At 38.8% G+C, this 24,140-nt stretch carries 23 protein-coding genes; 16 read left to right on the top strand and 7 right to left on the bottom strand.

What is annotated here, in order from left to right; all coding sequences use genetic code 11:
• Nucleotides 1–408: 408 nt before the first annotated feature.
• Nucleotides 409–933 (top strand): phosphatase PAP2 family protein, encoded by a 525-nt coding sequence (locus tag ESZ36_RS06350; protein ID WP_170235785.1) that lies wholly within the window; start codon nucleotides 409–411, stop codon nucleotides 931–933.
• A 42-nt stretch (nucleotides 934–975) separates the two neighbouring features.
• Nucleotides 976–1,290, top strand: a complete 315-nt coding sequence (locus tag ESZ36_RS06345) for a DUF2956 domain-containing protein (RefSeq protein ID WP_146785210.1) — start codon at nucleotides 976–978, stop codon at nucleotides 1,288–1,290.
• 7 nt (nucleotides 1,291–1,297) lie between these two features.
• On the opposite strand, the gene ESZ36_RS06340 is transcribed toward ESZ36_RS06345, so the two are convergent.
• Complete coding sequence (locus ESZ36_RS06340) at nucleotides 1,298–2,581, bottom strand: NAD(P)/FAD-dependent oxidoreductase (RefSeq protein WP_146785208.1); 1,284 nt, start codon at nucleotides 2,579–2,581, stop codon at nucleotides 1,298–1,300.
• A gap of 390 nt (nucleotides 2,582–2,971) precedes the next feature.
• Between ESZ36_RS06340 and ESZ36_RS06335 the strand changes: the two genes are divergently transcribed.
• The 7 genes from ESZ36_RS06335 (at nucleotide 2,972) to lhpI (ending at nucleotide 11,937) form a co-directional block, all read left to right on the top strand.
• Nucleotides 2,972–3,886, top strand: coding sequence for a dihydrodipicolinate synthase family protein (locus ESZ36_RS06335; RefSeq protein ID WP_146785205.1), 915 nt, complete (start codon nucleotides 2,972–2,974; stop codon nucleotides 3,884–3,886).
• A gap of 97 nt (nucleotides 3,887–3,983) precedes the next feature.
• Nucleotides 3,984–4,997: a 4-hydroxyproline epimerase gene (locus ESZ36_RS06330; protein ID WP_146785202.1), complete on the top strand. Its 1,014-nt coding sequence runs from the start codon at nucleotides 3,984–3,986 to the stop codon at nucleotides 4,995–4,997.
• A gap of 128 nt (nucleotides 4,998–5,125) precedes the next feature.
• Nucleotides 5,126–6,658, top strand: a complete 1,533-nt coding sequence (locus tag ESZ36_RS06325) for an aldehyde dehydrogenase (NADP(+)) (protein ID WP_146786106.1) — start codon at nucleotides 5,126–5,128, stop codon at nucleotides 6,656–6,658.
• A 78-nt stretch (nucleotides 6,659–6,736) separates the two neighbouring features.
• Nucleotides 6,737–8,656 (top strand): MFS transporter, encoded by a 1,920-nt coding sequence (locus tag ESZ36_RS06320; protein WP_246129006.1) that lies wholly within the window; start codon nucleotides 6,737–6,739, stop codon nucleotides 8,654–8,656.
• Nucleotides 8,657–8,712: 56 nt separating this feature from the next.
• Nucleotides 8,713–9,792, top strand: a complete 1,080-nt coding sequence (locus ESZ36_RS06315; protein WP_146785199.1) for a proline racemase family protein — start codon at nucleotides 8,713–8,715, stop codon at nucleotides 9,790–9,792.
• Between the two features lie 57 nt (nucleotides 9,793–9,849).
• Nucleotides 9,850–10,932, top strand: coding sequence for a M24 family metallopeptidase (locus ESZ36_RS06310; RefSeq protein WP_146785197.1), 1,083 nt, complete (start codon nucleotides 9,850–9,852; stop codon nucleotides 10,930–10,932).
• A gap of 54 nt (nucleotides 10,933–10,986) precedes the next feature.
• Complete coding sequence (lhpI, locus tag ESZ36_RS06305; protein WP_146785194.1) at nucleotides 10,987–11,937, top strand: bifunctional Delta(1)-pyrroline-2-carboxylate/Delta(1)-piperideine-2-carboxylate reductase; 951 nt, start codon at nucleotides 10,987–10,989, stop codon at nucleotides 11,935–11,937.
• A gap of 269 nt (nucleotides 11,938–12,206) precedes the next feature.
• Here lhpI and ESZ36_RS06300 read toward each other — a convergent pair whose 3' ends face one another.
• A complete protein-coding gene (locus ESZ36_RS06300; RefSeq protein WP_146785193.1) occupies nucleotides 12,207–12,479 on the bottom strand; it encodes a hypothetical protein in 273 nt (90 codons plus the stop codon).
• Nucleotides 12,480–12,624: 145 nt separating this feature from the next.
• On the opposite strand from ESZ36_RS06300, the gene ESZ36_RS06295 reads away from it, so the two are divergent.
• The gene (locus ESZ36_RS06295; RefSeq protein ID WP_146785190.1) at nucleotides 12,625–13,521 is read left to right on the top strand and encodes a LysR family transcriptional regulator; all 897 of its coding nucleotides are present in this window, start codon (nucleotides 12,625–12,627) and stop codon (nucleotides 13,519–13,521) included.
• 179 nt (nucleotides 13,522–13,700) lie between these two features.
• On the opposite strand, the gene ESZ36_RS06290 is transcribed toward ESZ36_RS06295, so the two are convergent.
• The 3 genes from ESZ36_RS06290 to ESZ36_RS06280 all read right to left on the bottom strand — a co-directional run bounded on the left by ESZ36_RS06290 (nucleotide 13,701) and on the right by ESZ36_RS06280 (nucleotide 16,863).
• On the bottom strand, nucleotides 13,701–13,955 hold the full coding sequence (locus ESZ36_RS06290; RefSeq protein ID WP_342779721.1) for a collagenase: 255 nt from the start codon (nucleotides 13,953–13,955) through the stop codon (nucleotides 13,701–13,703).
• A 94-nt stretch (nucleotides 13,956–14,049) separates the two neighbouring features.
• Complete coding sequence (locus ESZ36_RS06285) at nucleotides 14,050–15,285, bottom strand: M24 family metallopeptidase (protein ID WP_146785185.1); 1,236 nt, start codon at nucleotides 15,283–15,285, stop codon at nucleotides 14,050–14,052.
• A 213-nt stretch (nucleotides 15,286–15,498) separates the two neighbouring features.
• Nucleotides 15,499–16,863 carry an NAD(P)/FAD-dependent oxidoreductase gene (locus tag ESZ36_RS06280; RefSeq protein WP_146785183.1) on the bottom strand — a complete coding sequence of 455 codons (1,365 nt, stop codon included), beginning with the start codon at nucleotides 16,861–16,863 and terminating at the stop codon, nucleotides 15,499–15,501.
• A gap of 189 nt (nucleotides 16,864–17,052) precedes the next feature.
• Between ESZ36_RS06280 and ESZ36_RS06275 the strand changes: the two genes are divergently transcribed.
• Entirely contained in the window at nucleotides 17,053–17,607 is a 555-nt protein-coding gene (locus tag ESZ36_RS06275) for a pyridoxamine 5'-phosphate oxidase family protein (protein ID WP_146785180.1), read from the top strand.
• 21 nt (nucleotides 17,608–17,628) lie between these two features.
• Here the strand turns inward: ESZ36_RS06275 and ESZ36_RS06270 are convergent, their stop codons facing one another.
• A complete protein-coding gene (locus tag ESZ36_RS06270; protein ID WP_146785177.1) occupies nucleotides 17,629–18,654 on the bottom strand; it encodes a lipid A deacylase LpxR family protein in 1,026 nt (341 codons plus the stop codon).
• Nucleotides 18,655–19,011: 357 nt separating this feature from the next.
• On the opposite strand from ESZ36_RS06270, the gene ESZ36_RS22485 reads away from it, so the two are divergent.
• From ESZ36_RS22485 to ESZ36_RS06260, 3 genes are all read left to right on the top strand, one after another.
• Entirely contained in the window at nucleotides 19,012–19,149 is a 138-nt protein-coding gene (locus tag ESZ36_RS22485) for a hypothetical protein (protein WP_170235784.1), read from the top strand.
• A 561-nt stretch (nucleotides 19,150–19,710) separates the two neighbouring features.
• A complete protein-coding gene (efpL, locus tag ESZ36_RS06265; RefSeq protein WP_011042301.1) occupies nucleotides 19,711–20,286 on the top strand; it encodes an elongation factor P-like protein EfpL in 576 nt (191 codons plus the stop codon).
• A gap of 115 nt (nucleotides 20,287–20,401) precedes the next feature.
• Nucleotides 20,402–21,310 (top strand): M14 family metallopeptidase, encoded by a 909-nt coding sequence (locus tag ESZ36_RS06260; protein WP_211357769.1) that lies wholly within the window; start codon nucleotides 20,402–20,404, stop codon nucleotides 21,308–21,310.
• Nucleotides 21,311–21,400: 90 nt separating this feature from the next.
• Here ESZ36_RS06260 and ESZ36_RS06255 read toward each other — a convergent pair whose 3' ends face one another.
• Complete coding sequence (locus tag ESZ36_RS06255) at nucleotides 21,401–22,573, bottom strand: flagella assembly protein FlgT (protein WP_146785171.1); 1,173 nt, start codon at nucleotides 22,571–22,573, stop codon at nucleotides 21,401–21,403.
• Between the two features lie 265 nt (nucleotides 22,574–22,838).
• On the opposite strand from ESZ36_RS06255, the gene ESZ36_RS06250 reads away from it, so the two are divergent.
• Nucleotides 22,839–23,483 carry a FlgO family outer membrane protein gene (locus tag ESZ36_RS06250; protein ID WP_146785168.1) on the top strand — a complete coding sequence of 215 codons (645 nt, stop codon included), beginning with the start codon at nucleotides 22,839–22,841 and terminating at the stop codon, nucleotides 23,481–23,483.
• Between the two features lie 84 nt (nucleotides 23,484–23,567).
• The gene (locus tag ESZ36_RS06245) at nucleotides 23,568–24,035 is read left to right on the top strand and encodes an LPP20 family lipoprotein (protein ID WP_146785165.1); all 468 of its coding nucleotides are present in this window, start codon (nucleotides 23,568–23,570) and stop codon (nucleotides 24,033–24,035) included.
• Nucleotides 24,036–24,140: the final 105 nt, after the last annotated feature.

Here is a 24,140-nt window from a genome sequence, read left to right as displayed (position 1 = left end):
AGTCTCTTTTTAAATTAATTAGTAATACGGTTTGTAGCGTTATTAAAACAACCTGATTTTGCTGTATCCAATAGGATTTTTATGCTGCTTCATTACATTGTTTAACTATTTATTTTAGCTTATGGTTAACAGTTAATTGTGATCAGTACTACTTTGAACACTGACATTTTCGCGTATGTTAATAAAATGTCAACCTAGATACGTTTAACAGTAGGGTTTACTCGACGAGGACATTGTTACAGCCACGATAGACCTTTATATTTGTAAGGCTAGAGCATAAAATAGTTATGCATTGTATTTTTGTTAATTATCCTGCTATCTCGTCGTATTCAGTCAAATCATCTTTGCAATTATTGATTTTGCTAGGTATAAAGACGGCCACGATTTGTTATTTTATGAGTTAGCTTGGTGAAAACACTTTCATTTATATTTTTATTACTATTTACAGTTCCTGTACTTGCAAAATCCTCTTTAGAAAAATCAGGGGATATCATCCATTTACTTTTACCTGCAGCGGCCCTTGGCGCAACGCTAGTGATAGAGGATGATTATCAAGGCAGCTGGCAGCTTATAAAAACAGGAGTTGTTTCTCGTGTGGCAGTGGAAGGCTTAAAGTATGCAGTAGATAAAGACCGACCAGATGACTCAGATGAGGACTCATTTCCTTCAGGCCATACGGCTGATAGTTTTGCTGCAGCAACATTTATTCAGCAGCGTTATGGCTGGAAGTGGGCCATTCCGGCTTATATAGGTGCTACTTTTGTCGGTTATAGTCGAGTTGAAAGCGATAAGCATTATCTAGAAGACGTTTTAGCGGGGGCTGCTATTGGTATTATTTCAGGCCTCTATTTCACCGAACCCTACTCAGGTATTACTATTTCGCCTATCGCTAAAAGTGGGCATTACGGCATTAACTTTAGCGGCACTTTTTAACTATTTGACTAGTTTGGTATTAGCAAAAAAGAGATTTTATCTATGAATAATAAAGTATCACAAGAAACTCAAGATCAAGCGCTGAAAGTTGCCAAAGCTACACAAAAAAAAGGGCAAACGAAAGAGCAAACCAAGCTCATTGCCCAAGGGATAGAAAAAGGTATTGCAGAGTATAAAAAACTGCAAAGTAAAAAGTCACGTGAGCGAGATAAAGATCGTAAACAACAAGTAAAGCAAAAGCAGCGTCTGACAGAAGAAACCACTGAACTAACCGAAATCCAAAGTAGTAATTATTTACCTTGGTTATTATTAGGTGTTAGTTGGCTTGGTTTTATTGGTTATGTTTTCTTGAACTAACGATAACCTAGTTGAAACGGCTGATACAAAAAGGCTCTACATTGATTTCAGTTGTTTGTCCGCTAACTAGCTGCCCAATAAGCTTTCCGGTGATCGCTCCTTGAGTTAACCCTAAGTGTTGATGACCGAGCGCGAAGAAAATTTTATCATGGTTTGGCGCTTGGCAAATTACAGGTAATGAATCGGGTAATGACGGACGACACCCCATCCACTTTTCTTGCTTCTCTTCACTATCAGGTAATGTTTTTAAAATAAATGCGGCATTTTCTTTTAGCATCTCAGCGCGTTTATAGTTTGCTGGCGTATTAAGCCCTGCATATTCCACAGTGCCTGCAAGTCTTAAGGTGTTTTCCATTGGGGTAATAATAAAGCGGCGCTCGGCTGATGCAACCGGGCGAGATAAAGGCGAATTTGCTGTTGCTGAAATAGGTAAGCTCAAGCTATAACCGCGTTCAGCTTCAATAGGTAATTGATAATTTAAGCCTTTTAGTAATTCTTTTGACCAAGCACCACACGCGATAACGCAGTGATCAACATGTAAACATTGCTGATCTGTTAGTACGGTGACGCCCGTTTGTGACTGAGTCACCGCGGTTACTGCTGTTTGTTGAAAGGTCATGCCCTTACACATAGCAAACTCAGCCAGGGTTTTGCTAAGCGCTAGGGGATCAATAGTATGAGCGACATCAGTAAAATAAAGTGAATAGTTGATATTGCCGCTTAAGTTGGGCTCTAACTCAAGGGTTTGAGTTCTATCTAAAAGCTTTACCGCAATACCCGCAGTTAAATAATGCAAATACATAACCTCAACTTTAGTTCGATCATTGCTTTCAAAGACTAATAACGAACCATTTAAGCTAATTAAATGCTCGGCCTCAGCGGCTTTCAATAGCGCCGTATAATGACTGATGGCATTTTTATTGAGTGCTTGGAGGGCTTTCTTGTTCTTGTCACGTAGCGTCGGTCGCATATTATTAAAAAATTGTATAAACCAAGGAATGGCTTTGATGAAGTGCTTGGCAGATAAAGCGACAGGCCCAAGCGGATCAAGCAGTAATTTTGGCATCTGCCATAACAATGAAAACTCAGCAAGTGGAAAGACTTGTTCTGTAGCAAAGTGACCTGCGTTTCCTTTAGAGCAGCCTGAACCAATACCTTCTTTATCAAGCAAAGTGACTTGATAGCCTAAGCTTTGTAATTCTAACGCACAGTTTATACCGATAATGCCAGCACCGATAACCGCAACTGTTTGTTGTTTGTTATTACCTTCTTGACCAATTGCTGTGCTCATTTAACTAATACCCTGTGATGACTGAAAGTTTAAATCGATAGTGTTATTGGCATTTTGGTTAAATAACCTCAACACGGCTTAATAAATACTCCTATAACGGTTAATTTTACTTACTTCGGCGTTAAATCTACTTGCAATAGGCAAGCTATTGACGCGTAAATTTGCCTTAAATTAAGAAAAACTACCTCGCTATAGATTCTTTTAAATGTATTTAACAATAATTTACTGGTTTATCTATCTCTTAAGCAGAGTTGAGGTTAAATCAAAATTATACTTGCCACAAATTAAATATTGTATACAATATATTTAAATCTGACTAGCAATAGTTTATCAAAGCCAATTGTGGAACTACGCGATTGGTCTTTAATCACGAAGAATGAAGAGAATATTATGAACGTAAACTGGCAAGGTGTTTACCCAGCAGTAACAACGCAATACAACGAAGATTTATCTATTAACTTTGAAGCGACTACTAAAATGGTTGATACCATTATCAATGAAGGTGTTAACGGCATCATTGTTTTGGGTACTGTTGGTGAAAATGCTTCACATACCCGTGAAGAAAAAATTGCTATCTTAAAAGCAGTAAAAGAAGTTGTTGCTGGGCGTGTTCCCTTACTTTCGGGTGTTGCTGAAACCTCGACTCAGTTTGCTATCGAATTCTCACAAGCCTGTGAAGAAATAGGCATTGATGGCTTAATGGTATTACCAGGCATGATTTACAAGTCTGATGAAAGTGAGGCCGTAAACCATTACCAGCAAATTGCACGTAACTGTGGTTTACCTATTATGATTTACAACAACCCTGTTACTTATGGTGTCGACGTCGGTATTGAAGGCATGAAAATCTTGGCTCAAGAAGACAACATAGTGTCAATTAAAGAAGCAACTGAGGATACTCGTCGTATTTCTGAGTTGTACTCTGCTTTTGACGATCGTTTTGTTATTTTTGGCGGCGTAGATGATATTGCCCTTGAATCTTTAATGCTGGGTTGTACCGGTTGGATTTCGGGTTTAACAAACGTATTCCCAAAAGAGTCTGTAGCTATCTATAAATTAGCAGAGCAGGGACGTTATACCGAAGCGCTTGAAATTTGGCGTTGGTTCTTACCTTTATTACGTTTAGATACCGTACCTAAGCTTGTGCAGTGCATCAAGTTATGCGAACAACTTGCCGGCCGCGGTAGCGAATTAACACGTGCTCCACGTATGCCTTTAGTTGGTGCTGAGCGTGCAAACGTTGAACGTATTTATAACGAAGCCGTTGCTAACCGTATCGATTTAAGCAAATTCAACTTAGATTAATTCTCAACCTTTCATTAATGCGTGAGTTTTGAAAATCAGTTTAATTGCTCGCGCATCACTATTTTAAGCACGCTAAAGCTCAACGCTTGGGGACAATATGGTTAAGGGTACATTTTTTTGTATTGATGCGCATACTTGCGGTAATCCGGTTCGGTTAGTGACTAGTGGTCACCCTCACTTAGTAGGTGAAACCATGAGTGAAAAGCGGCTTGATTTCATTGAGCGTTATGACTGGATCCGTCGAGGTTTAATGTTTGAACCCCGTGGGCACGATATGATGTCGGGTGCATTTTTGTATCCACCTTGTAGTGATAATGCCGACGCCTCAATTCTATTTATTGAAACTTCTGGGTGTTTACCTATGTGTGGTCACGGCACTATCGGCACTGTTACTGCGGGATTAGAAAGCGGTATTATCACGCCAAAAATACCTGGTAAGCTCATTATCGATGTACCTGCAGGTCAAATTGTCATTGAGTATCAAGAAAGTGATGGCAAAGTTTCTAACGTTAAAATATTTAATGTTGCCTCCTATTTAGCACACCGAGATATCACCTTAGATATTCCAGAGTTAGGTAAGCTAACTGTTGATGTTTCTTACGGCGGTAATTTTTACGTGATTGTTGAACCACAAAAAAACTTCCCCGGTATTGAACAATGGAGTGCTGCTGAAATACTCCAATGGAGCCCTATTGTCCGTGAAGTAGCCAGTAAAATGCTTGTTTGTGTTCACCCCGAAGATGCCAGTGTTAATGGTGTCAGCCACGTTTTGTGGACAGGGAAATCACAAACTAAAGGCTCTGATGCAGCCAATGCAGTGTTTTATGGTGATAAAGCCATTGACCGTTCACCTTGTGGTACAGGTACTAGCGCGAGAATGGCGCAGTTATTTGCCAAAGGCGAGCTGATTTTAGGTGATACTTTTGTGCATGAGAGTTATATCGGTAGTCAATTTACCGGCAAGGTTGAAGGCGTGGTTGAGCTTGGTAGTGAAGGTAAAACTATCACTGCCATAATGCCAAGTATTCAAGGTTGGGCAAAAGTGTTTGCAAAAAACTGCATTACCATTGATGACGATGACCCTTACGCCTTTGGTTTTAGCGTTAAGTAACCTAAATAATACAGAGCTAACAAAGAGTTAAAGTATGGAAAGTTTCCATCTTATCTCTTGTTTGTATACAGATTATATCCAGTGCGTTTATTCAATGAAGGCACTTAGCAACATAAGTGAGTAAGAAAATGACAATAACAGGACAGAATTTAATTGCTGGCGAATGGTCAGGCAATACACAAGGTGGCTTTAAAGCATTTAATGCCCAAACACATTGTGCTATTGATCTTGGGTTTGCTGAGGCAACAGCGCTTGAAGTAAACACCGCTGTCAACCGTGCCAATGAAGCATTCACTACTTATAGCCAGTTAAGTGCAAAAAAACGCGCCACTTTCTTACGTGTCATTGGGGCTGAGATTCTTGCCTTAGGTGATGAACTTGTTGAAACCGCTTGTGGTGAAACAGGTTTACCTGCAATGCGTATTCAAGGCGAGCGAGGCAGAACAATTGGCCAACTTGGTTTATTTGCTGATTTATTAGAAGCAGGTGAGTATCAAGGCGTTGTTGAGCAAGCAAACAATGATCGTCAACCGTTACCAAAACCTGATACCCGTTTAGGTTATTTACCTTTAGGTGTCGTTGGTGTTTTTGCAGCAAGTAACTTTCCTCTTGCTTTCTCTACTGCGGGTGGAGACACTGCATCGGCTTTAGCTGCGGGCTGTCCTGTGGTGATGAAAGCACACGCCGCACATCCGGCTACCGCTGAATTAGTGGCAAGAGCAATTCTTAAAGCGATTGATACTTGTGAATTAGACCGTGGTGTTTTTTCGCTTATCCAAGGTAAAAACTACGCAATAGCAACTCAAATTGTTACTCATCCATTAGTGAAGGCCGTTGGTTTTACTGGCTCTGAACGTGTAGGTATGATTCTGCAAGCGCAAATTCATCAACGCCCTGAGCCTATTCCTTTTTATGGTGAGCTTGGCAGCATTAACCCGCAATTTATTATGCCTAATAAAGTGGCACAAGATGGCGCTGAAATAGCACAAGGTTTAGTTGCTTCATTAATGATGGGACAAGGGCAATTTTGCACCAGCCCTGGTGTTTGGGTTGTAGTAGGCGGTAAAGATAGCGTTAACTATCAAACATTTGTTACTTCAGCAAGTGAAGCGTTAGTACAACAAATTGCTGGTGTTATGTTAACGCCTGCCATGTGTGCAAGCTATAAAGCTGCTGTTGCAGAACGTAAAACACTTAGCGGTGTTAGCTTGCTATCAACAGGCCTTAGTGGAAATGAGCAAGAGTGTTCAGCGTCTTTATTTGCCACTGATCTGGCTACATTCGCCAAAACGCCATTATTACAAGAAGAAGTTTTTGGCTTTAGTGCTTTGGTTGTTCGCTGTGCAGACACGGCTGAAATGATGCAGTTTGTAACATTACTTAAAGGTAATTTAACCGCGAGTATTCACGGCTTAGATAGTGATTTAGCTGAATCCAAAGTGCTAAGTCAACGTCTTGCCCATAAAGTAGGTCGACTGATTTATAATCAAATGCCTACTGGTGTTGAAGTGTGTGCTTCAATGAATCACGGTGGTCCATTTCCAGCATCAACTAATATCAGAACAACATCAGTGGGAAGTGAAGCGATTACCCGGTTCAGACGTCCTATCTGTTATCAAAATATGCCGGCTGAGTTATTACCGACATTGTTGAAAGACTAATTTAAAAGCCAAGTACATGTTATGTACTTGGCTTTTTTTTACTTTTAACTTTAGCCTTGTTGATTTATGCAATGTTCAATGTTGCACAACGTTGTTGATGATCAATGGTCAATAACCAATAATAAAAAAATATCGGTGGATAAGAGAGTGAATCAAACTAAACGAAGTCCTTTTCAGCGATCCTTTTATGTAGCCAATACCATGGAGATTTTTGAGCGACTTGCGTGGTATGGCATGTACACGCTGCTTGCTAGTTATATTATGACGCCAAGTTCTCAAGGCGGCTTAGGTCTGGGTAATACTGAACGTGGCTTGATTATGGGAGTGGTACCTTTCTTTCTTTATTTATTTCCTGTTGTTTCTGGCGCACTAGCAGACAGATTTGGCTATCGAAAAATGTTCTTGCTGTCTTTTACCTTAATGGCGCCTAGTTATTATTTCTTAGGTTATGCCAAAGATTTAACAAGTTTTATGAGCATATTCATGTTGATAGCCCTTGGGGCAGGAATTTTTAAACCGGTCGTCACCGCAACCATTAGCCGAACAACGGATGATACAAATCGTGGTTTAGGTTTTGGCATTTTTTATATGATGGTTAATATTGGCGGCTTTTTAGGTCCAGTATTAGCGCCGATAATTCAAAAGCATTATGGTTGGCAATGGGTGTTCATTTTTGCGTGTATTTGGATTTCGGTAAATTTTATTCCAGCGTTATTCTTCTATAAAGAACCTGAACGTCATGCAAAAAATAAAACACTGAAACAAGTTTTTCAAGAAATGCAGCAGGTACTTGGCAATTTCCGTTTAGCCTTATTAGTCGTGCCTTTATTGGTGCTGTTAGTCGCTTTTTATGCCGGTTTTATTGGCGCACAAAGTACGCTGTTAATTGTTGCTTTTCTTGTGATAAGTGCTGCTATTTGGGATGTTATTGTGGCGAAATATAGTGCCCCTAATAGCAACTTTGTTTCTGATAGCAGTGATACTCTTAATAACATTAAAGTCACAGCACAACACTTGCTAGCGCCAGTAAGTTTGCCATGGTATTTACAAAAAATGCGCATGGGCAATAAACCTTTTATGATTTATTTGCTTATTTTGACAGGATTTTGGACTGTCTATATGCAAATTTTCGTCACTTTACCTGTCTATATTCGAGATTTTGTCGATAGTTCAGATTTGGTTTCGCTTCTCTATTCATTTAGTCCTTGGCTACATGATGTTTTAACGTCAGTTAATATCGACATCCTATCGGGGGAAATATCACGACTAGCTGAGTATTATCGAGAGGTTAATATTGGCCACAGTCCAGCGGTTTTACAAGAAGTTATACGCACACTTTCTGCGCTCGATGTACGTATTCCTGAGCATGAAATTATCCATGTTTTTGCTCAACTAAATCAAGCGCAGTTAGTAACCGACTCAAGTGCACAAGCATTAAGTAAAGATATAGCGATGCAGTGGTCGACGCAATACCGTCAAATGAACCCTGCGACTATATTAAGTATCGATTTTTTAATGATCATTGTTTTTCAAATTGCTATCAGTCACGTTGTCGACAAGTTTAAAGCCTTGCCCGCGTTGATTGTCGGTACCGCCATTTTATCCCTTTCTATGTTAATGCAGGGATTTGCCCACTCCATGATCTTTGGCGGACTGTTCGTGAGTTGTGGGGTTATGGTGTTTGCGGTTGGTGAGATGATTTCAGCACCGAAAAGCCAAGAATATGTGGCAAGCTTTGCTCCTAAGGATAAAGCGGCCATGTTCATGGGGTATTATTTTGTTTCTATGGCATTAGGTAATTTATTTGCGGGCTTACTTTCGGGTTGGTTATATGGCTACTTTGCGACGACATTATCACGCCCTGAATTAATGTGGGTCATTATCGCGTGCCTAGGTTTTGTTACTTGTATCGCCTTTTATTTGTTTAATAAGCATTTTATTGGCGATATACAAAAGCAGCAGTTAGCACAAAAAGAGCAGTCATTATCGGTCGCTTAGGCAACTAGTTATCAGTAAAAGTGGACAAGTAAATTGTGAATGGAAGAGTAATAAATATGACTAAGAATATTAAAAAAGCAGCAGAAAAGTTTGAACAATGGCAACCCAAAAGTGAGCAAGAAAGCTTTTTAACCATTAATTCTCTAGAGTGCCATACCGGTGGTGAACCATTACGTATTATCACCAGTGGATTTCCTGCCCTTAAAGGCAAGACCATTTTGGAAAAAGTAGATGATTGCAAAAAAAACTATGATCAACTTCGCCGCGCATTGATGTTTGAGCCACGCGGTCATGCGGATATGTATGGCGCTATTATCACCGAGGCAGAACGAGACGATAGCCATTTTGGTGCAGTGTTTATTCATAACGAAGGTTATAGCACCATGTGTGGTCATGCGGTTATTGCCTTAACAAAAACTGCGGTTGAGTCAGGTGTGATTGCCAGAACAGGCGATGTTACTAAGGTTGTTATCGATGTACCTTGTGGTCAAATTCACGCATTAGCTTATAGCCAAAACGATGTGGTGAAACACGTTAGCTTTCAGTGTGTGCCTTCATTTGTATATGCTAAAGATCAACAAATTCAAGTTGATGGCATTGGCACGGTTCAATTTGATATCGCTTACGGCGGTGCTTTTTATGCTTATGTACAAGCATCATCTCTTGATTTGTCATTAGTGCCCGAGCAACAAGAAAAGCTTATTGATTATGGCCGAAAAATCAAGCAAGCCATCATCAATTCGTCAGCGGCAGAGTTAACTATCTCGCATCCTACTTCGCCCGAGTTGAGCTTTTTATATGGCGTGATTTTTATTGATGACTCGCCAAACCAAGATGTTCATTCTCGTAATGTCTGCATTTTTGCTGACGGTGAGTTGGACAGAAGTCCGACAGGCAGTGGTGTTAGTGGACGTATAGCATTGCATCATGCTAAACAGCAAGTTGCTGTAAATGAAACGATTACCATTGAGAGTATTTTAGCGAGTCCATTTCATGTTCGAGCTATTGAAACACTGACCTTTGCAGGGTTTGATGCGGTTATTCCTGAGGTAACAGGCGATGCTTATGTCTGCGGTAAAGGCCAGTGGTTTATTAACGCTGAAGATCCGTTGAAATATGGCTTTTTATTAAGATAACCGAATTGACATAAATAAATATTTAAAAAATAAGAACTGAAATATTTAAGGAGTATTATGAACTTAACAACATTACGAGAGAAGGTTTTAAACAAGTCTTACAGTGCCATGTTGATCTTTAGTGATATAAATATCAGCTACCTTTCAACTTTTACTGGCCATGCAGCGACCATTTTATTGACAAGCAAAGGCAACTATTTACTGACCGATTACCGTTATTTTGAGCAAGCTAAAACACAAGCAAAGCACTTTAATGTTATTTGCCGCGATAGGGCTAATCAAAGTTTAGCTTCGCTCATTGAAGATCTGTTATTTCAAGATGATTGTCAGAGCCTTGGTTTTGAAAGTGAACATATTAGCGTGATGCAATGGCAACAGATTCACCAACAGATCAGCCAATTAACTAAATTGAGACAAATAGAACCCATAAGCGGCGCTGTTGAAGCGCTACGGTTTATTAAATCGACCAGTGAAATTGCTTCGATGGAGCAAGCAGCAAAAATAGCAGATACAGCATTAGCGACCATGCTTAATTCAGTTAAAGCGGGTGTTACTGAGCGAGAATTGGCTATTGAACTTGATTACCAAATGGCGAAACTTGGCTCAGAAGAAGTTTCTTTTGCCACTATTTTATTATTTGGTGAGCGCAGTGCTTTGCCTCACGGTATTCCTTCAGACAAGCAACTAAAGCTTGGTGATATCATCTTAATTGATTTTGGAGCTGTGGTTAATGGTTATCGCTCAGATATGACGCGTACCTTTGTTTTTGGTCAAGCAAGTGCAGAGCAAAAACACATCTATCAATTGGTGCAATCAGCACAGCAAGCGGCAATTGATGAAATTTCTGAGGGCGTTTTAGCCAGCCATTTATATCAGCAATCAGCAAACATATTGCTAAACAGTGAATATAAAAAATACGCCGGAGAAGGTTTAGGTCATGGGGTTGGTTTAGTTTTACATGAACAACCTTTTATTGGACCTGACTGTCATACCGTTATTGAGAAAGGTTGCGTTATTACCATAGAACCGGGTATTTACATTCCTGGCTGGGGTGGTATACGTATAGAAGATGATGTGGTGTTAACAGACGATGGTTTAAAAATTATCACCAAATCGCCTAAGGGCTTGATTGAACTCTAGCGAATTATAACCTAAATACTATTTGACATAATTAACAGTGATAACGAGATCTCCATGAAAATTATTAGCGCCGAACAAGTCCACCAAAACCTTAATTTTGAAGAGTTAATTCCTTTACTAAAACATAGTTTTAGTCGCCCTTTTAGTATGCCACAACGACAGGTTTATTCACTTGCCCCTGAGCAAAGTGACAATCATGATGCGCTTGCGCTATTGCCTTCATGGAATGAAAAAGTGATTGGCAATAAAGCCTTTACTTACTTTCCTGACAACGCACAAAAACATGATTTACCAGGTTTGTTTTCGAAAATAATGCTATTTAAACGCCAAACAGGAGAGCCATTAGCACTTGTCGATGGCACGAGTGTTACTTATTGGCGAACAGCAGCTATTTCAGCGCTAGCCAGTCAATTGCTTTCTCGAGAAAATAGCCAGCATTTGATGTTATTTGGTACCGGTAACTTAGCAAGTTATTTAGTAAAAGCACATTTAACTGTGCGAGATATTAAGCAAATTACCCTTTGGGGACGTAATGCAGCAAAAGTAAGTGAATTGATCAAAGATTTTAGTGCCTTGTATCCAACAGTTACTTTTAAAGCCAGTACTGACGTTAATGTTGAAGTAGGGAGTGCTGATATTATTTGCTGTGCAACGGGGGCTAAAACACCACTTTTTGATGGGAATAGCGTCAGTGCAGGTTGTCATATTGATTGCTTAGGTAATCACATGACTGATGCGCGTGAGTGCGATACAACAACAGTAACGCGAGCTAGGGTATATGTTGATAGTTTAACGAATACCTTAAACGAAGCGGGTGAATTGCTCATTCCTATGGCTGAGGGGGCTTTTAACAAGGATGATATCGTTGGTGAATTGGCTGAACTGTGTAAAACGCCATCATTGCTACGTCAATCAAGTGAAGAAATAACGCTATTTAAGTCAGTGGGAACAGCGATTAGTGATTTAGTTGCCGCAAATAGCGTGGTAGAAAAGTTAGCTGATTAATTTATTTAGAAGGCATCACTATTACAATGAAATTTTAACGAAATTAGTGGTGCTATATAATGGTTATCATCCTTTAATAGTTACAATGTAAGGACTGAGCAGAGTATCGATAAAGTCTACAGGACTCCCTATCCTAGAGGTTAACTTTCAGAACACTGAGTCGGATAAATCTCAGGGCTCTATGGCGAGCTTGGGCAATAATGCCATACACTCTTTACTCTTTACTCATTGGTAAGTGCTACAGGCAGCTAAGGGCATTAGCAAGTTTATTATTCGACTAGACCATTTCGTTTTAAGCCTCGTCTTACATTTTTACAAAGTTTACCTAATTGGGATATTTCACCAAGTTTGGGCACAACGTCATTATTAAGTTTTGACTCCCAGTCACAAAGTTCAGTATCAACAATCTCTAATAGCTTTTTAGGGCAGCCAACGCAGGATATACCACAAATATTTGCCTCTGGAACGTTAAAAGGAAAGTCACTCCTTACTTCAGTAATTAGGCTCTGCATCGCACTAGTACAATCTGGCTTTTTAGTCATAGATGTTACCTGATAGGTTTACTCATTTGGCTATTTTATATTATTGCGGAATAAGCTATCAAGAATGCTATAAGCAAACTACCTTTGTTTTTTTTGCAAAGATGAATTACTGTTCAATACTTATTACACAGGTAAGGTAATACCAATGAGCATGTTAACACGACTTCACTACTTTAATTGTGTAGTAGAAACGGGCAGTATTTCAAAGGCGAGCCGAATATTTGATGTTCAACCTTCATCAGTTTCAAGGCAGTTGACAGCGCTTGAGAAAGAGCTAGGGGTTTTATTACTCAAGAGAACTAGCCGGAATATTGGTCTTACTGAAGCAGGACAAACCTACTATAAGTACTCACAAAAAATAGCATCAGATCTTGATGAAGCAAGATGCGCGGTGAACGACTTGCAGCAAAAACCAAAAGGCAACTTAAAAGTGAGTATGGCAGTTGGTTTTGCAGAGTGCTGTATTTTACCCATGATTCCCACTTTTACTAAACTCTACCCAGAAATAAACTTAGAATTAGAAATGACAGGTCGAGTTGTTGATTTAGTGGAAGAAAATGTGGATGTCGCGATCAGAACGGGTCGCCTGCGAGACTCAAATTTAGTTGCGCTTAAGTTAACGAACAACAATTTTTTGCTATGCGCCAGCCCACAGTACATTGCTGAGCATGGGGCTCCAAAGACCCCTTTCAACCTGACCGATTTTGAGTGTATTCGTTACGAATATACAGGGTGGCGTGATTGGTATCTTATGAACGACAAACCTACAAAATTAACAATAAAAAGTGGACTAACTGTCCGTTCGATAAATGGTCAAAAACAATTAATTTTGAATCATGCAGGATTTGCTTTAATGCCAAAATGGTCAGTAATAAATGAACTTGAGAATGGCACACTAGTACAGGTACTTGAGAAAAATATATTTAGTCCGTATGCAAGTATGAGTTCAACGTATGCAATTTATTTAAAGCGAGAACTTATCTCACCAAAAGTAAGAGTGTTTATAGATTTTATTAAGGAGCAGATTGATTACAATTCGTAATGTTATAGGTATATATTTTAAGCTTTTTTACTCAATAAAAAGGCGCTACTTTCATTTTCCTTAGCGCCTTTTATTATCAATATTCTATGTCGTTAGCTCTTAATTTAAGTATTGATATTGGTATTGGTATTGGTACAGGTATTAATTACGTTATGGAGTCGCTTTGCCCACATTGTTTTTTATTCAACAAAACTGCCTAACCAAGTAAAGCATTGCTGGTCCATTGATGTTGACCAAGAACGCATCAATGCTTGATATCCTGCCCAATCACCTTGGCGAGATAATACCAAGCTCTTTTCGACCTTATCGCGATGATTTTCCATCATAAAGCGTACCGCTAAATACCCCCAACGATAAACAAGATTGTTACCATTATTTTTAGGGTAGCTAGTGTTAAATAGTTCACTTAACGGGTACGTTTTACTGCTTGGTATTATTATTATTATTATTCGTTTTAGTCTATTGAGATAGTGTGAGTCGCTCTATGAAGAAGCATAGAACGACTCTGCTTACTTATATGGATTGGTACTATGCTTCTGCTTCATAGCCAAAAGGGTCATCAATTGAATGAGCAGGCTCACTAAACCATTTGGGACCTGTAGCTGTCATATAGAAATGATCTTCTAAGCGCACACCGAACTCACCATAAAGACATAACATAGGCTCATTAGAAAAACACATGCCAGCTGCTAAAGCTGTTTTATCGCCTCTGACTAAATATGGCCACTCATGAATGTCTAATCCAACACCATGCCCAGTTCTGTGCGGAAGGCCTGGAACTTGGTAATCAGGACCATAACCTTGTGTTTCAAGGTAGTGGCGAGCAGCAATATCTACCGTTTCACAAGCAGATGATATTTTTGCAGCAGCAAAACCTTGCGCTTGTGCTGTTTTTTCATGTAACCAAACAGCACGTTGCTTTTCATTCGCTTCACCAAACACGTAACTGCGGGTTATATCTGAGTTATATCCCTGCACTAAACAACCCGTATCGATTAATACCATATCGTTAGTTTCGAGAGTTTTAGGTTCTTTTACACCATGAGGGTAGGCGGTATCTTGGCCAAATAAAACAATGCAAAAAGATGAGCCTTTAGGTGCGCCAAGCTTACGATGTGCTTTATTTATAAAATCAGTAACTTGTGCAGTTGTGATGCCAACGGTCAATATTTTGGCTACTGCGCGATGCACAACCATGGTCATGTCTTTAGCGCGTTGTAATAAGGCTATTTCACTCGCTGATTTGATCATTCGACAGCCCGCGGTAATGCTTTTACTGCTGGTGAAGTCTAACGAGAGTTTTTGATCTTTTGCAGCGTTAATCATGCCGTCAACAGCAAAAAAAGCGGTAGACTCATCAATGGCAATAGTGCCTTGTGCGCAGTTATTTTTCTTTAATACATCAATAACTAGTTGGTAAGGGGATTCATGTTCGTGCCAGCTAGCAACTTCTGATTTTACTTGCATAAAGCCTGATAGCGTACTTACTTCAAACCAAGGAGCTATATAAATTAAATCGCCTTGTGCAGGTAAAATAGCACCCACTAATCGCTCTGATGAATACCAAACAGTGCCAGTGAAATAGGTCAAATTAGTGCCCGCATTGAGATACAAAGCGCTAATGTTTTGTTCACGCATTAGCTGTTGTGCTTTACTAATGCGTTGTTGATATTCATCTAATGAGATAGGGGCTACATCAGCTATCATATCGGTTAATTTATTTAATTCTATTTCGGCTGTAGAGCCACCAATACCAATGGACATATCACTTTCCTTTAAAAATTTAACGTTGTTTGAAGCATATCTACTGAGTATTCAAGTGCTAGTTTATGTTCTAGCTTAAGTACTCAGTAATAAATTTAGGTATATTGTATACACTTTGTTCGGTGAAACAAGTCTTAATGTTAAGGGCTTTATCATTCAGAGTTATAACATTGAAAAGACTTTAAATAAGGGGGTATTCAGTTAAATGAAACGTTAAAGCCAGCGGTCTTTTATTTTACCGTACTGAAAATAGCCCCATTGACCAACACGCCTTAGTGGTGCGAAGGGAAATGTTGCTAATGGCGTTTGATAAATGGGTAAATTGGGCACTGTGACTCCGGCAACCTTTTGAGCCAAACGTTTACCTGCTTGTACTGAAAAAGATACGCCGCTGCCACAATAGCCCATGGCATAAAAAACACTTTGTTGTTCATTTTGATAAACATGAGGCATGTCGTCTAATGACATACATAACCAGCCTGACCAGGCATAATCGTAGCGTAAGGATCCTAGCGCTGGGAAGCTTGTTTTCAATACCGCGAGTAAACGGTTGGCATAGTATGGGTCTGCTGCGTTTTTTCCTGTTATAGCTCCTCGACCGCCAAATAAAATACGATTATCTGGTAACTTTCGATAGTAATATTTCAATGCCCGAGTATCCATGATGACATTGCTGGTTAAAAAGTTACAAGCGGCCAATTGCGCTGGTGTTAGCGGTTGAGTAACAATTATTTGTGAGAGTACTGGTAGGCTCTTGCTCTTAATTAAAGGATGGAAATTTTTAGCTGAGTAACCATTAGTCGCAATAACGACCTTTTTAGCTTTTACAATACCAGATGGTGTGTGCAGGATTTGTGTGGTTTGGCTTTGTTGAGTAGTTTTATGAGAGGACTCTTGATAGCATTTTTCTACTGAGGTATCACAATGAATGGTGACCCCAGCCTTTTGAGCAAGCTTTTGGTAACCCCAGGCAAGCTTTAATGGATTAATTCCAAAACCATCTTGATAGCGTATTGCACCATAAGCATTGTTATCTGCCATATAATTTTGGTGTAACTGCTCACGGGTTATTTCTTGGATATCATAGCCAAACATCTTTTTTTGCAATGCAGCGGTAGCCAGTAAACTTTTTAGCATGTCTGGCTTGTGGGCTACACGAATATAACCACTTTCTTGGGGGTCGCAATCAATGCCTTCAGCAATTAAGCTTTTTACGGTATCTACACCGGCACACATCTCTTGGTAAATGCCTCGCATAACTTCTTCTCCCCATTGAGATTGCATACTTGCATAAGGCTTACGACCTGATGATTTTAGAATAAAGCCAGCGTTACGACCACTTGCACCCCAAGCAGTTCGATTGGCTTCTAGTACAGTCGCCTTGATACCGTGATCACGCGCTAAATGCAGTGCGGTCGATAAGCCAGTATATCCGGCGCCTATAATGGCAACATCAACAGTGATATCTTTATTTAACTGACCATCATCTTTAGGGGGGACTCCTGCGACATCAGCCCAATAGCTACTAGGGTAGGGCGCATTGCTGGCAAGTGACTCATCAAGGAGTGGGTCGTACATGTTTCATCCAAAGTAGTTTTGTAAAGCCTATTGATTTGTACCTTAAACAACCCTTTGTGTTAAATCAGCATAAAGTTGTTATAAAGTGATAGTTTCTCTTTAATAATGATGCGTATTTTGTAAATATAACTAAACAAACGTCAGTATTAAATAACCGTATTTTTGACACAAAGGAGTGAAATAAATCTCATGGGAAAGCAATTTTCAGAACTATCACCAATGCATATTGAATTTATCGCAGCACAAAAAATTTATTTTGTTAGTACTGCCGCAGATACCGGTACAGTTAACTTATCACCAAAGGGAGGGGATAGTTTACGGGTTATTAATTCGACTACAATTGCTTGGTTAAATCATACGGGTAGTGGTAACGAATCTGCAGCTCATGTTTTATTAAACCCGCGCATGACCGTTATGTTTTGTGCGTTTGAAGGTTCGCCACTTACTTTACGAGCTTATGGCAGTGCTAAAGTACTGCACAAAGGAGATGCGCAGTGGAATGAATACATTGAGTTATTTCCTGAGAGTGTTGCCTCACGACAGATTTTCTTACTTGATATCGCTAAAGTGCAGGCATCTTGTGGCATGTCGGTGCCCTATTTTTCTTATGAATCTGATCGTAAAGATTTGGCTAAATGGTCAGAAAAACAAGATAAAGCAGGTATTGAAAAATACTGGGTGAAGAAAAATCAGCAAAGTATTGATGGTTTTGAAAGTGAAATAGTAGAACGGTCAGGTTTGTAGATAAACTTTAGTACCGGCCAATTAGATGGCGCAGCTTAACGTCAACGATCCGTAGCTGTGCCAAGCCTTTTTATCCCGGTTATAGGCACGAGTGTAACTATTCAAACTCCAGGTTATAGCGTAATTATCTATTGTCCATTGCATCCCTAAAACTGCTTTAGCTTGATTATGCTGGATATCAAGGATTGATTCATAAGGTAGATCACCTTCAATGGTTAAGTCGTTAAAGCGGTAGCCAAACTGTAATCTTGAGTAAATAGTCAAATTATTGTTGTTTTCAAGTTGTGTGGTATTGCCAGTGTGGCCAAAGTGACTACTTAAACGGCCAAAGGTCTTATTTAAACTGGTTCCCCACCTAAATAATAATCCTAATGATGCCTCAGTGTTAAAGTTGCCCAAGGATAAATGGCTATAGCTACTGATTTCCCACTGATTATTGTCCATGTATTTACTGCGATATCGTTTAGATCTAAATAGTAAAGCATCAATCTCATAGGCCAGTTGTAAAGTAACTTCTTCTTTTACTTGATACTGCCAACCTAAAGGAGGAATGGAACCAATTAAATCATGAACCTTTGTTTGAACGTATTCGGCCTTAGATTTTACACCTGTAATCCCTAGTGCTAGCCAGTTTTTTTGAGCGAATTTCGGACCATAATCAGCTGTGTGACTTTCTATCTCAAACAAACCTGCGTAAGGTCTATCATTATTTTGAAGCGTTATTATCCTAATATTATTTGGCGTCCACATACGTTGGGAGATCTTCATTCCCCAGGCTTTTTGTGTTTGTGTTAGTGCTAATCTCATCAGGTATTGCAACTGAGATAGTTTTGGCATATTTGTGGCATTATCATGTTGCTGGATGAGTTCAGGCATACTCTCCCATGCTAATGAGAATCCGTTAGTATAATTTCCATCGTTGGCAAATACTCCATCATTTTCAAATTGAATATTTAATTGCCCTGCGCGTGCAGACAGCATCACAGTAATGAATATAAAACAAACAAAAGGAACTAATAGTTTTTTATTAGAGCGTGCTATTAACATAGTCAACTCCTACCCATTCAACACTATTGAGTATAGTGAGGCTAAATAAAGTTGCATAAAAATCTGTAGGGACTGTTGAATTTTCAGTTTGCAACTCAGTTACACTTGAAAAAAATGGCAATTGAGGCACTTATAAATCCTAGTTTAATCTGAGCTGTAATATAGGAATATAAAAGCAACATCGGTTGAATAGACGATGAGGATGAATGCTAAATTATGCCATTTAATTTACAGTTTTAAGGATGATTTTTAGCCAGTTTTTTTGGCAAAAGCTTACATATGTAAGTTATTGTGTAATAATACAGGTGTGGTAACAATTTTTTGGAGGCTAACATGGCCCATGAGGAAAGACGTAATATGTCAAAAAATACTGATGCTAGTGTAGATAACCGTGATAATGCTCAAAAATCAGCGGTGGAACAATTAGCCGATGCAAACCATGAAATTGAAGAGTTAAAATTACAAATCGCTTGGCTTGAGCGTTCTTACGAGTAGTGTTACTAGTATTTACTTAAATACTTATTGATTTTTAGTAGTCATTAATTAGCGAGTAAGCAACATAAAAGCTCAATAGATTGAAAAGACAAATATAGTTCATATATTTGTCTTTTTTGCTTTTTGGTGTATTCAACTATGGCTGTTATCATATTTATTTTGATTTATACCAATTCCATTAAATTTATTCCCACCTCAGAGCTATGTCAGAAGAATTATAACAAATAAAATTTGTGCTGGTATAGTCATCCTATATCTAAAAAATTTGTGCAGTTATTGTTTTTCTGACAAGCTCCCAAGGGCGAGTTTAAAAGGCTTACATACTGTGTTATTGATTTTGACAAGGGAATAACCATTCTCTTCAATCAATGTCTTGTCTCTAAGCCTTTTAATATTCGCTGAGTGGGAAATAACTTAATAGACTTGGTATTATCTGATTTTTTTTCGAAAAAATGCAGTTTTCAGCTTATAAGTTATTTTCATATCCACGGGTTCATGCTATTTTCCCTGCATTGTGTTTAAAACAACACTGTTTATAATAAATTCAGAGGAAGTCATCTTATGCCAAAGGCTAGCGATATAAAGAAAAATGCAGCAATAGAGCACAACGGTAAAGTGCTAATTGTTAGAGATATTACCCGTTCAGTACCGCAAGGTAGAGCAGGCGGAAGTTTATATAGAATGCGTTTATACGATGTAGTTACCGGCGGTAAAGTAGACGAAACGTTTAAAGCTGAAGATATGTTGAATTTTGCTGATTTAAGCCGTCGTCCGTCAATGTTTTCTTATATTGATGGCGAAGAGTATGTCTTTATGGATAATGAAGATTACACGCCGTATAACTTAAATAAAGAATCAATTGCCGATGAAATTTTATTTATCGACGAAGAGACTCAAGGAATTTCTGTAATCATTGTTGACGATGCACCAGTGGGTATTGCTCTACCTGCCAGTGTTGAATTACTCATTACAGAAACAGACCCTTCTATTAAAGGTGCTTCAGCTAGTGCTCGTACAAAACCAGCGCTGCTTTCTACAGGATTAACTATCCAAGTACCTGAGCATATTTCAACGGGTGATAAAGTTAAAGTAAATACAGAAGAGCGCAAATTTATGGGTCGAGCTGACTCCAAGTAAAACGCTTTTGTTCTGCTATTTCTAAATGAGTTACAAATAAAAAACTTGCCCGATTATTCGGGCATTTTTATATCTGATAGCAGGGCTGCAACATATACAACAATAAGGTTACATCATGAGTGATTCAGTTTATTCGATCGGTACGCAAGGCCAACCCTGGACAGATGAAGATAAAGATTTATGGCTTACCAAGCAAGTTATAAAACGTTGTTATCAAGACGAAGTACTATCAAAACTTGAGTTACAGACCTCTTCATTTGACATGATTCAGTACGGTAGTTTGTCTATTGATGAAAGTAGATACCCTTTATATGCCATGAAAAGTAAAGACTGGCAAAGCAAGAATAAAACCGTGCTAGTTACTGGCGGGGTGCATGGTTATGAAACCAGTGGCGTTCAAGGTGCTATCCGCTTTTTAGAAACAAGTGCTAAGGACTTTAGCAAACTATTCAATATCATTATCGTTCCTTGTGTTAGCCCTTGGGGGTATGAAACTATTAATCGTTGGAATAATGAGGCGATTGATCCAAACCGTTCATTTTACCCTGATAGTCCCGCACAAGAATCTGCGGCATTAATGTCTTTCGTTAATGAAGTTGATGTTAATATTGCTATGCATATAGATTTGCATGAAACCACGGATACCGATAATAGTGAGTTTAGACCTGCGCTTGCTGCCCGTGATGCCATTGAGCAAAAAAACTGGAATATTCCTGATGGTTTCTACTTGGTTGGAGATTCAACTAAACCAGAAGCTGATTTTCAGGGGGCAATTAATCAAGCGGTAGCAAAAGTGACTCATATTGCGCCAGAAGATAGCAATGGTAAATTGATAGGTGTTGATATTGAGCAATTTGGCGTTATAAATTATGCAGGTAGAGAGCTAGGTTTATGTATGGGGTTAACTGATGCACCCTATGTTACTACCACTGAGGTTTACCCTGATAGCCCGCTAGTTGATGATGAGAATTGTATCAAGGCACAAGTTGCTGCGATAACGGCTGCAATAAATTTTATTGGATAGTATTTGATTGCTAATAAACAATTAGAAAGGGCGACTAAGTCATGCTTAGTCGCCCTTTCTATTTTAATCAGGTTGTATTTGATTATCGTTTTAATAGCGCACGGCTAAATCATCCACTTGAATATTACCAAATAGGCGACCATCAGGTGTCGTTGCCGTTGCTGTTTCTCTCGATAACTTGGTTACTTTCACCTTGTAAGGGCTTAAGTTGAAACCAGCATAAGACTTACCTGAATTATCTGTAAAATGATTAAGGTGCAGTAAGCTAAATTCATCACCAATTTTTAAGCCATGATCTCGGCCTATATTAATGGTAACTTGGTTCCCTTGAACTTGAATTATTTTACCGCGGCTTGGCTCACACATAATATTTTCATCGATATCCTTAATGACTTTATCAAGAATATTTTCCACCATCATTCCATATTCACTTTGCCAAAAAGCATTACCATCTACATCAACATTGATACGTTTTGTGAACGTCCATGGGGCCGTATTTTGATAACGTTGTTGCCAAACCAACTCACCATTTATACCGTTATATAAATAGAAACTGATAGCAAAATTTCTTGGATATACACCTTGTTGCCAAAACAACCAACTATTAGTCGCTTGTTTATCAAATGAAACATTGGTGATTTCACTGAACATTACATATTGGCTATTGGTACTTTCACTCAAGGATTGAGTTAATTGAGATATTTCATCACTTGCTAAACTATTATTAAGGCGTGAAAATTCAGTTTTATTATTGAGTATGCTACTCGTTTTAGTAAAGGTACTTTGCTGGTTAAGTTGCACTGCCAGTTTACGCATAACCGATTTATCAATTAGGTAAATCTCGCCTATATTCGCTTGTTCTCTTTGTAACAAATGACTGCGAGTAATTAACAGTGATTTTTTAAAGTTTACCGCAAAACACTTCTTCTCTTGGGGAAATATATCGGCTCGAATTGTCACCGTAATTAGGTTGTCGCTATGTATTTCATCAACCAATTCAATGGAGTTGACACTGCCACTTGCTCTTATACTGATTTGATCTTGCGTCAGTAAGCCATTGACTACTTGTTGAACACTGGAGACACTAGCGCCGGATACAAGCAGCGCTTTCTTAAGCGCATTTTCCATCGCTTTGGTACGTGCAAGTTCGACACTTATATCATTGGTACGAGCATGACCTTGGGTTTCATACCATTGACTGCTAGCAGAAAAACTGCATGAAAAGCTGACGATGAAAACTAACTTTGTGATGAATTTATACATAAGTCTGGTTATTTTCCTAACTTGGTTTTAGTCATATCAATTGTTCAACACTAAGGACTAACACTCATTAATACGGGGTGATAACTATAATGCACTATACGATGCATATTTCATGCCTTATCACTTCGTCTTGTTGATATTGTATTAGATTTACTTTTATAGATATTATTGGCTTAAAATGTGCATTGCTGTGTACATGAATGTATAAATTAACATACTGCGACTAAGGCTATATATATGGTACTTAGTTTTAAAGGGGAATATCATGAAAAAATGGCTTATACCATTGATTCTGCCAGCTTTACTCTCGTGTGAGTCCAAACCTGATGAGGGTTTTTATCAAACTACTCATATTGAAAAAGGTGAAATTGATAGTTATCAACTACCACGACATGCCATCAATGATGTAGTAAAGGGCCTAGCTTATCAAATGCTGACCAGTAGTAGCTTTGTTAATGCAAAAACCCCGGTAGCGGTAGCTTCCTTTGTCGATCTTAAAGATCTTGAAACAACTAATTGGCTTGGAAATCAGCTTGCAGAAAGCTTTGTGCATGAGCTACAGCGCCATGGTTTAGTCGTTATAGACTTTAAAACCACAGGACATATTCGTGTAACTAAAAAAGGTGATTATGTCTTTAGTAGAGACTGGCAGGAATTACCTGAACGTCAGATAATTGACTACGTGGTCTCTGGCACTATGGTTGAGCAAGAAGATGGGGTTATAGTCAATGCCCGTATGATAGGTATTCAATCAAAGGTTGTCGTTGCTACCGCGCAATCATTTATCCCTGCTTGGGTTTTGGGTGATGAAATGAATCATAGTGAAAAAGTGAAAATGAAAGACGGTATGATTATTCGCGATAATACTATGTTGCATAATGATGAACGTGCTGTGATTATACAAAATTAGTATTCACTTCACTATTCCAGTTTTTATCTATAAGAGTGACATCATAATGCTATTTTATCAGCGATTACTATCAAAGGAGTATCTATGAATAACTCATTGATTAGATCCATCCTTATTTTTAGCACACTTTTTTTGACCAGTGCCTGCTCCCTTATTTACGATAAGCATGTACAGTGGGAAACAGTAAAACCTGAGGTTTTTCCTGTGCTTTATGCTACCGGATTTGCCCCCATTAGTATGCAAAGATCAACCCATGAAACTCAGCGGATGCTGATGGCCATTAAAGCGTCAAAAATTGCCGCCTATGCGGAGCTAGCTGAGCAAGTTTACGGCCAACAAGTTTCAGGCAAGGTAACTATGGCCGATTTACTCATTGAGAATCAGCAATTAACCGCTTCAGTACAAGGCATTATTCGTGGAGCTAAAGTTATTAAAAGCTACCCTGTGGGTGATGTTTATACCACTGAGCTACAGTTAAATTTTGAAGATGTTTACAATATTTATCAAGCAAACCAGAATAGAAAAGAAATTAAAGATGTGACACACTTTTGATTTAGGAATGCTAAAAAAGACATAAAAAAAGGCGTTAATCTAAATGATTAACGCCTTTTTTGTTTCTTAATCAGTAAGTGATATTTATCTCTAGGTATTTAGTTT

The organism is Colwellia demingiae, from assembly GCF_007954275.1.
In the GTDB taxonomy this organism is placed as follows: Bacteria; Pseudomonadota; Gammaproteobacteria; order Enterobacterales; family Alteromonadaceae; genus Colwellia; species Colwellia demingiae.
This window is presented reverse-complemented; position numbering and strand designations above follow the sequence as displayed.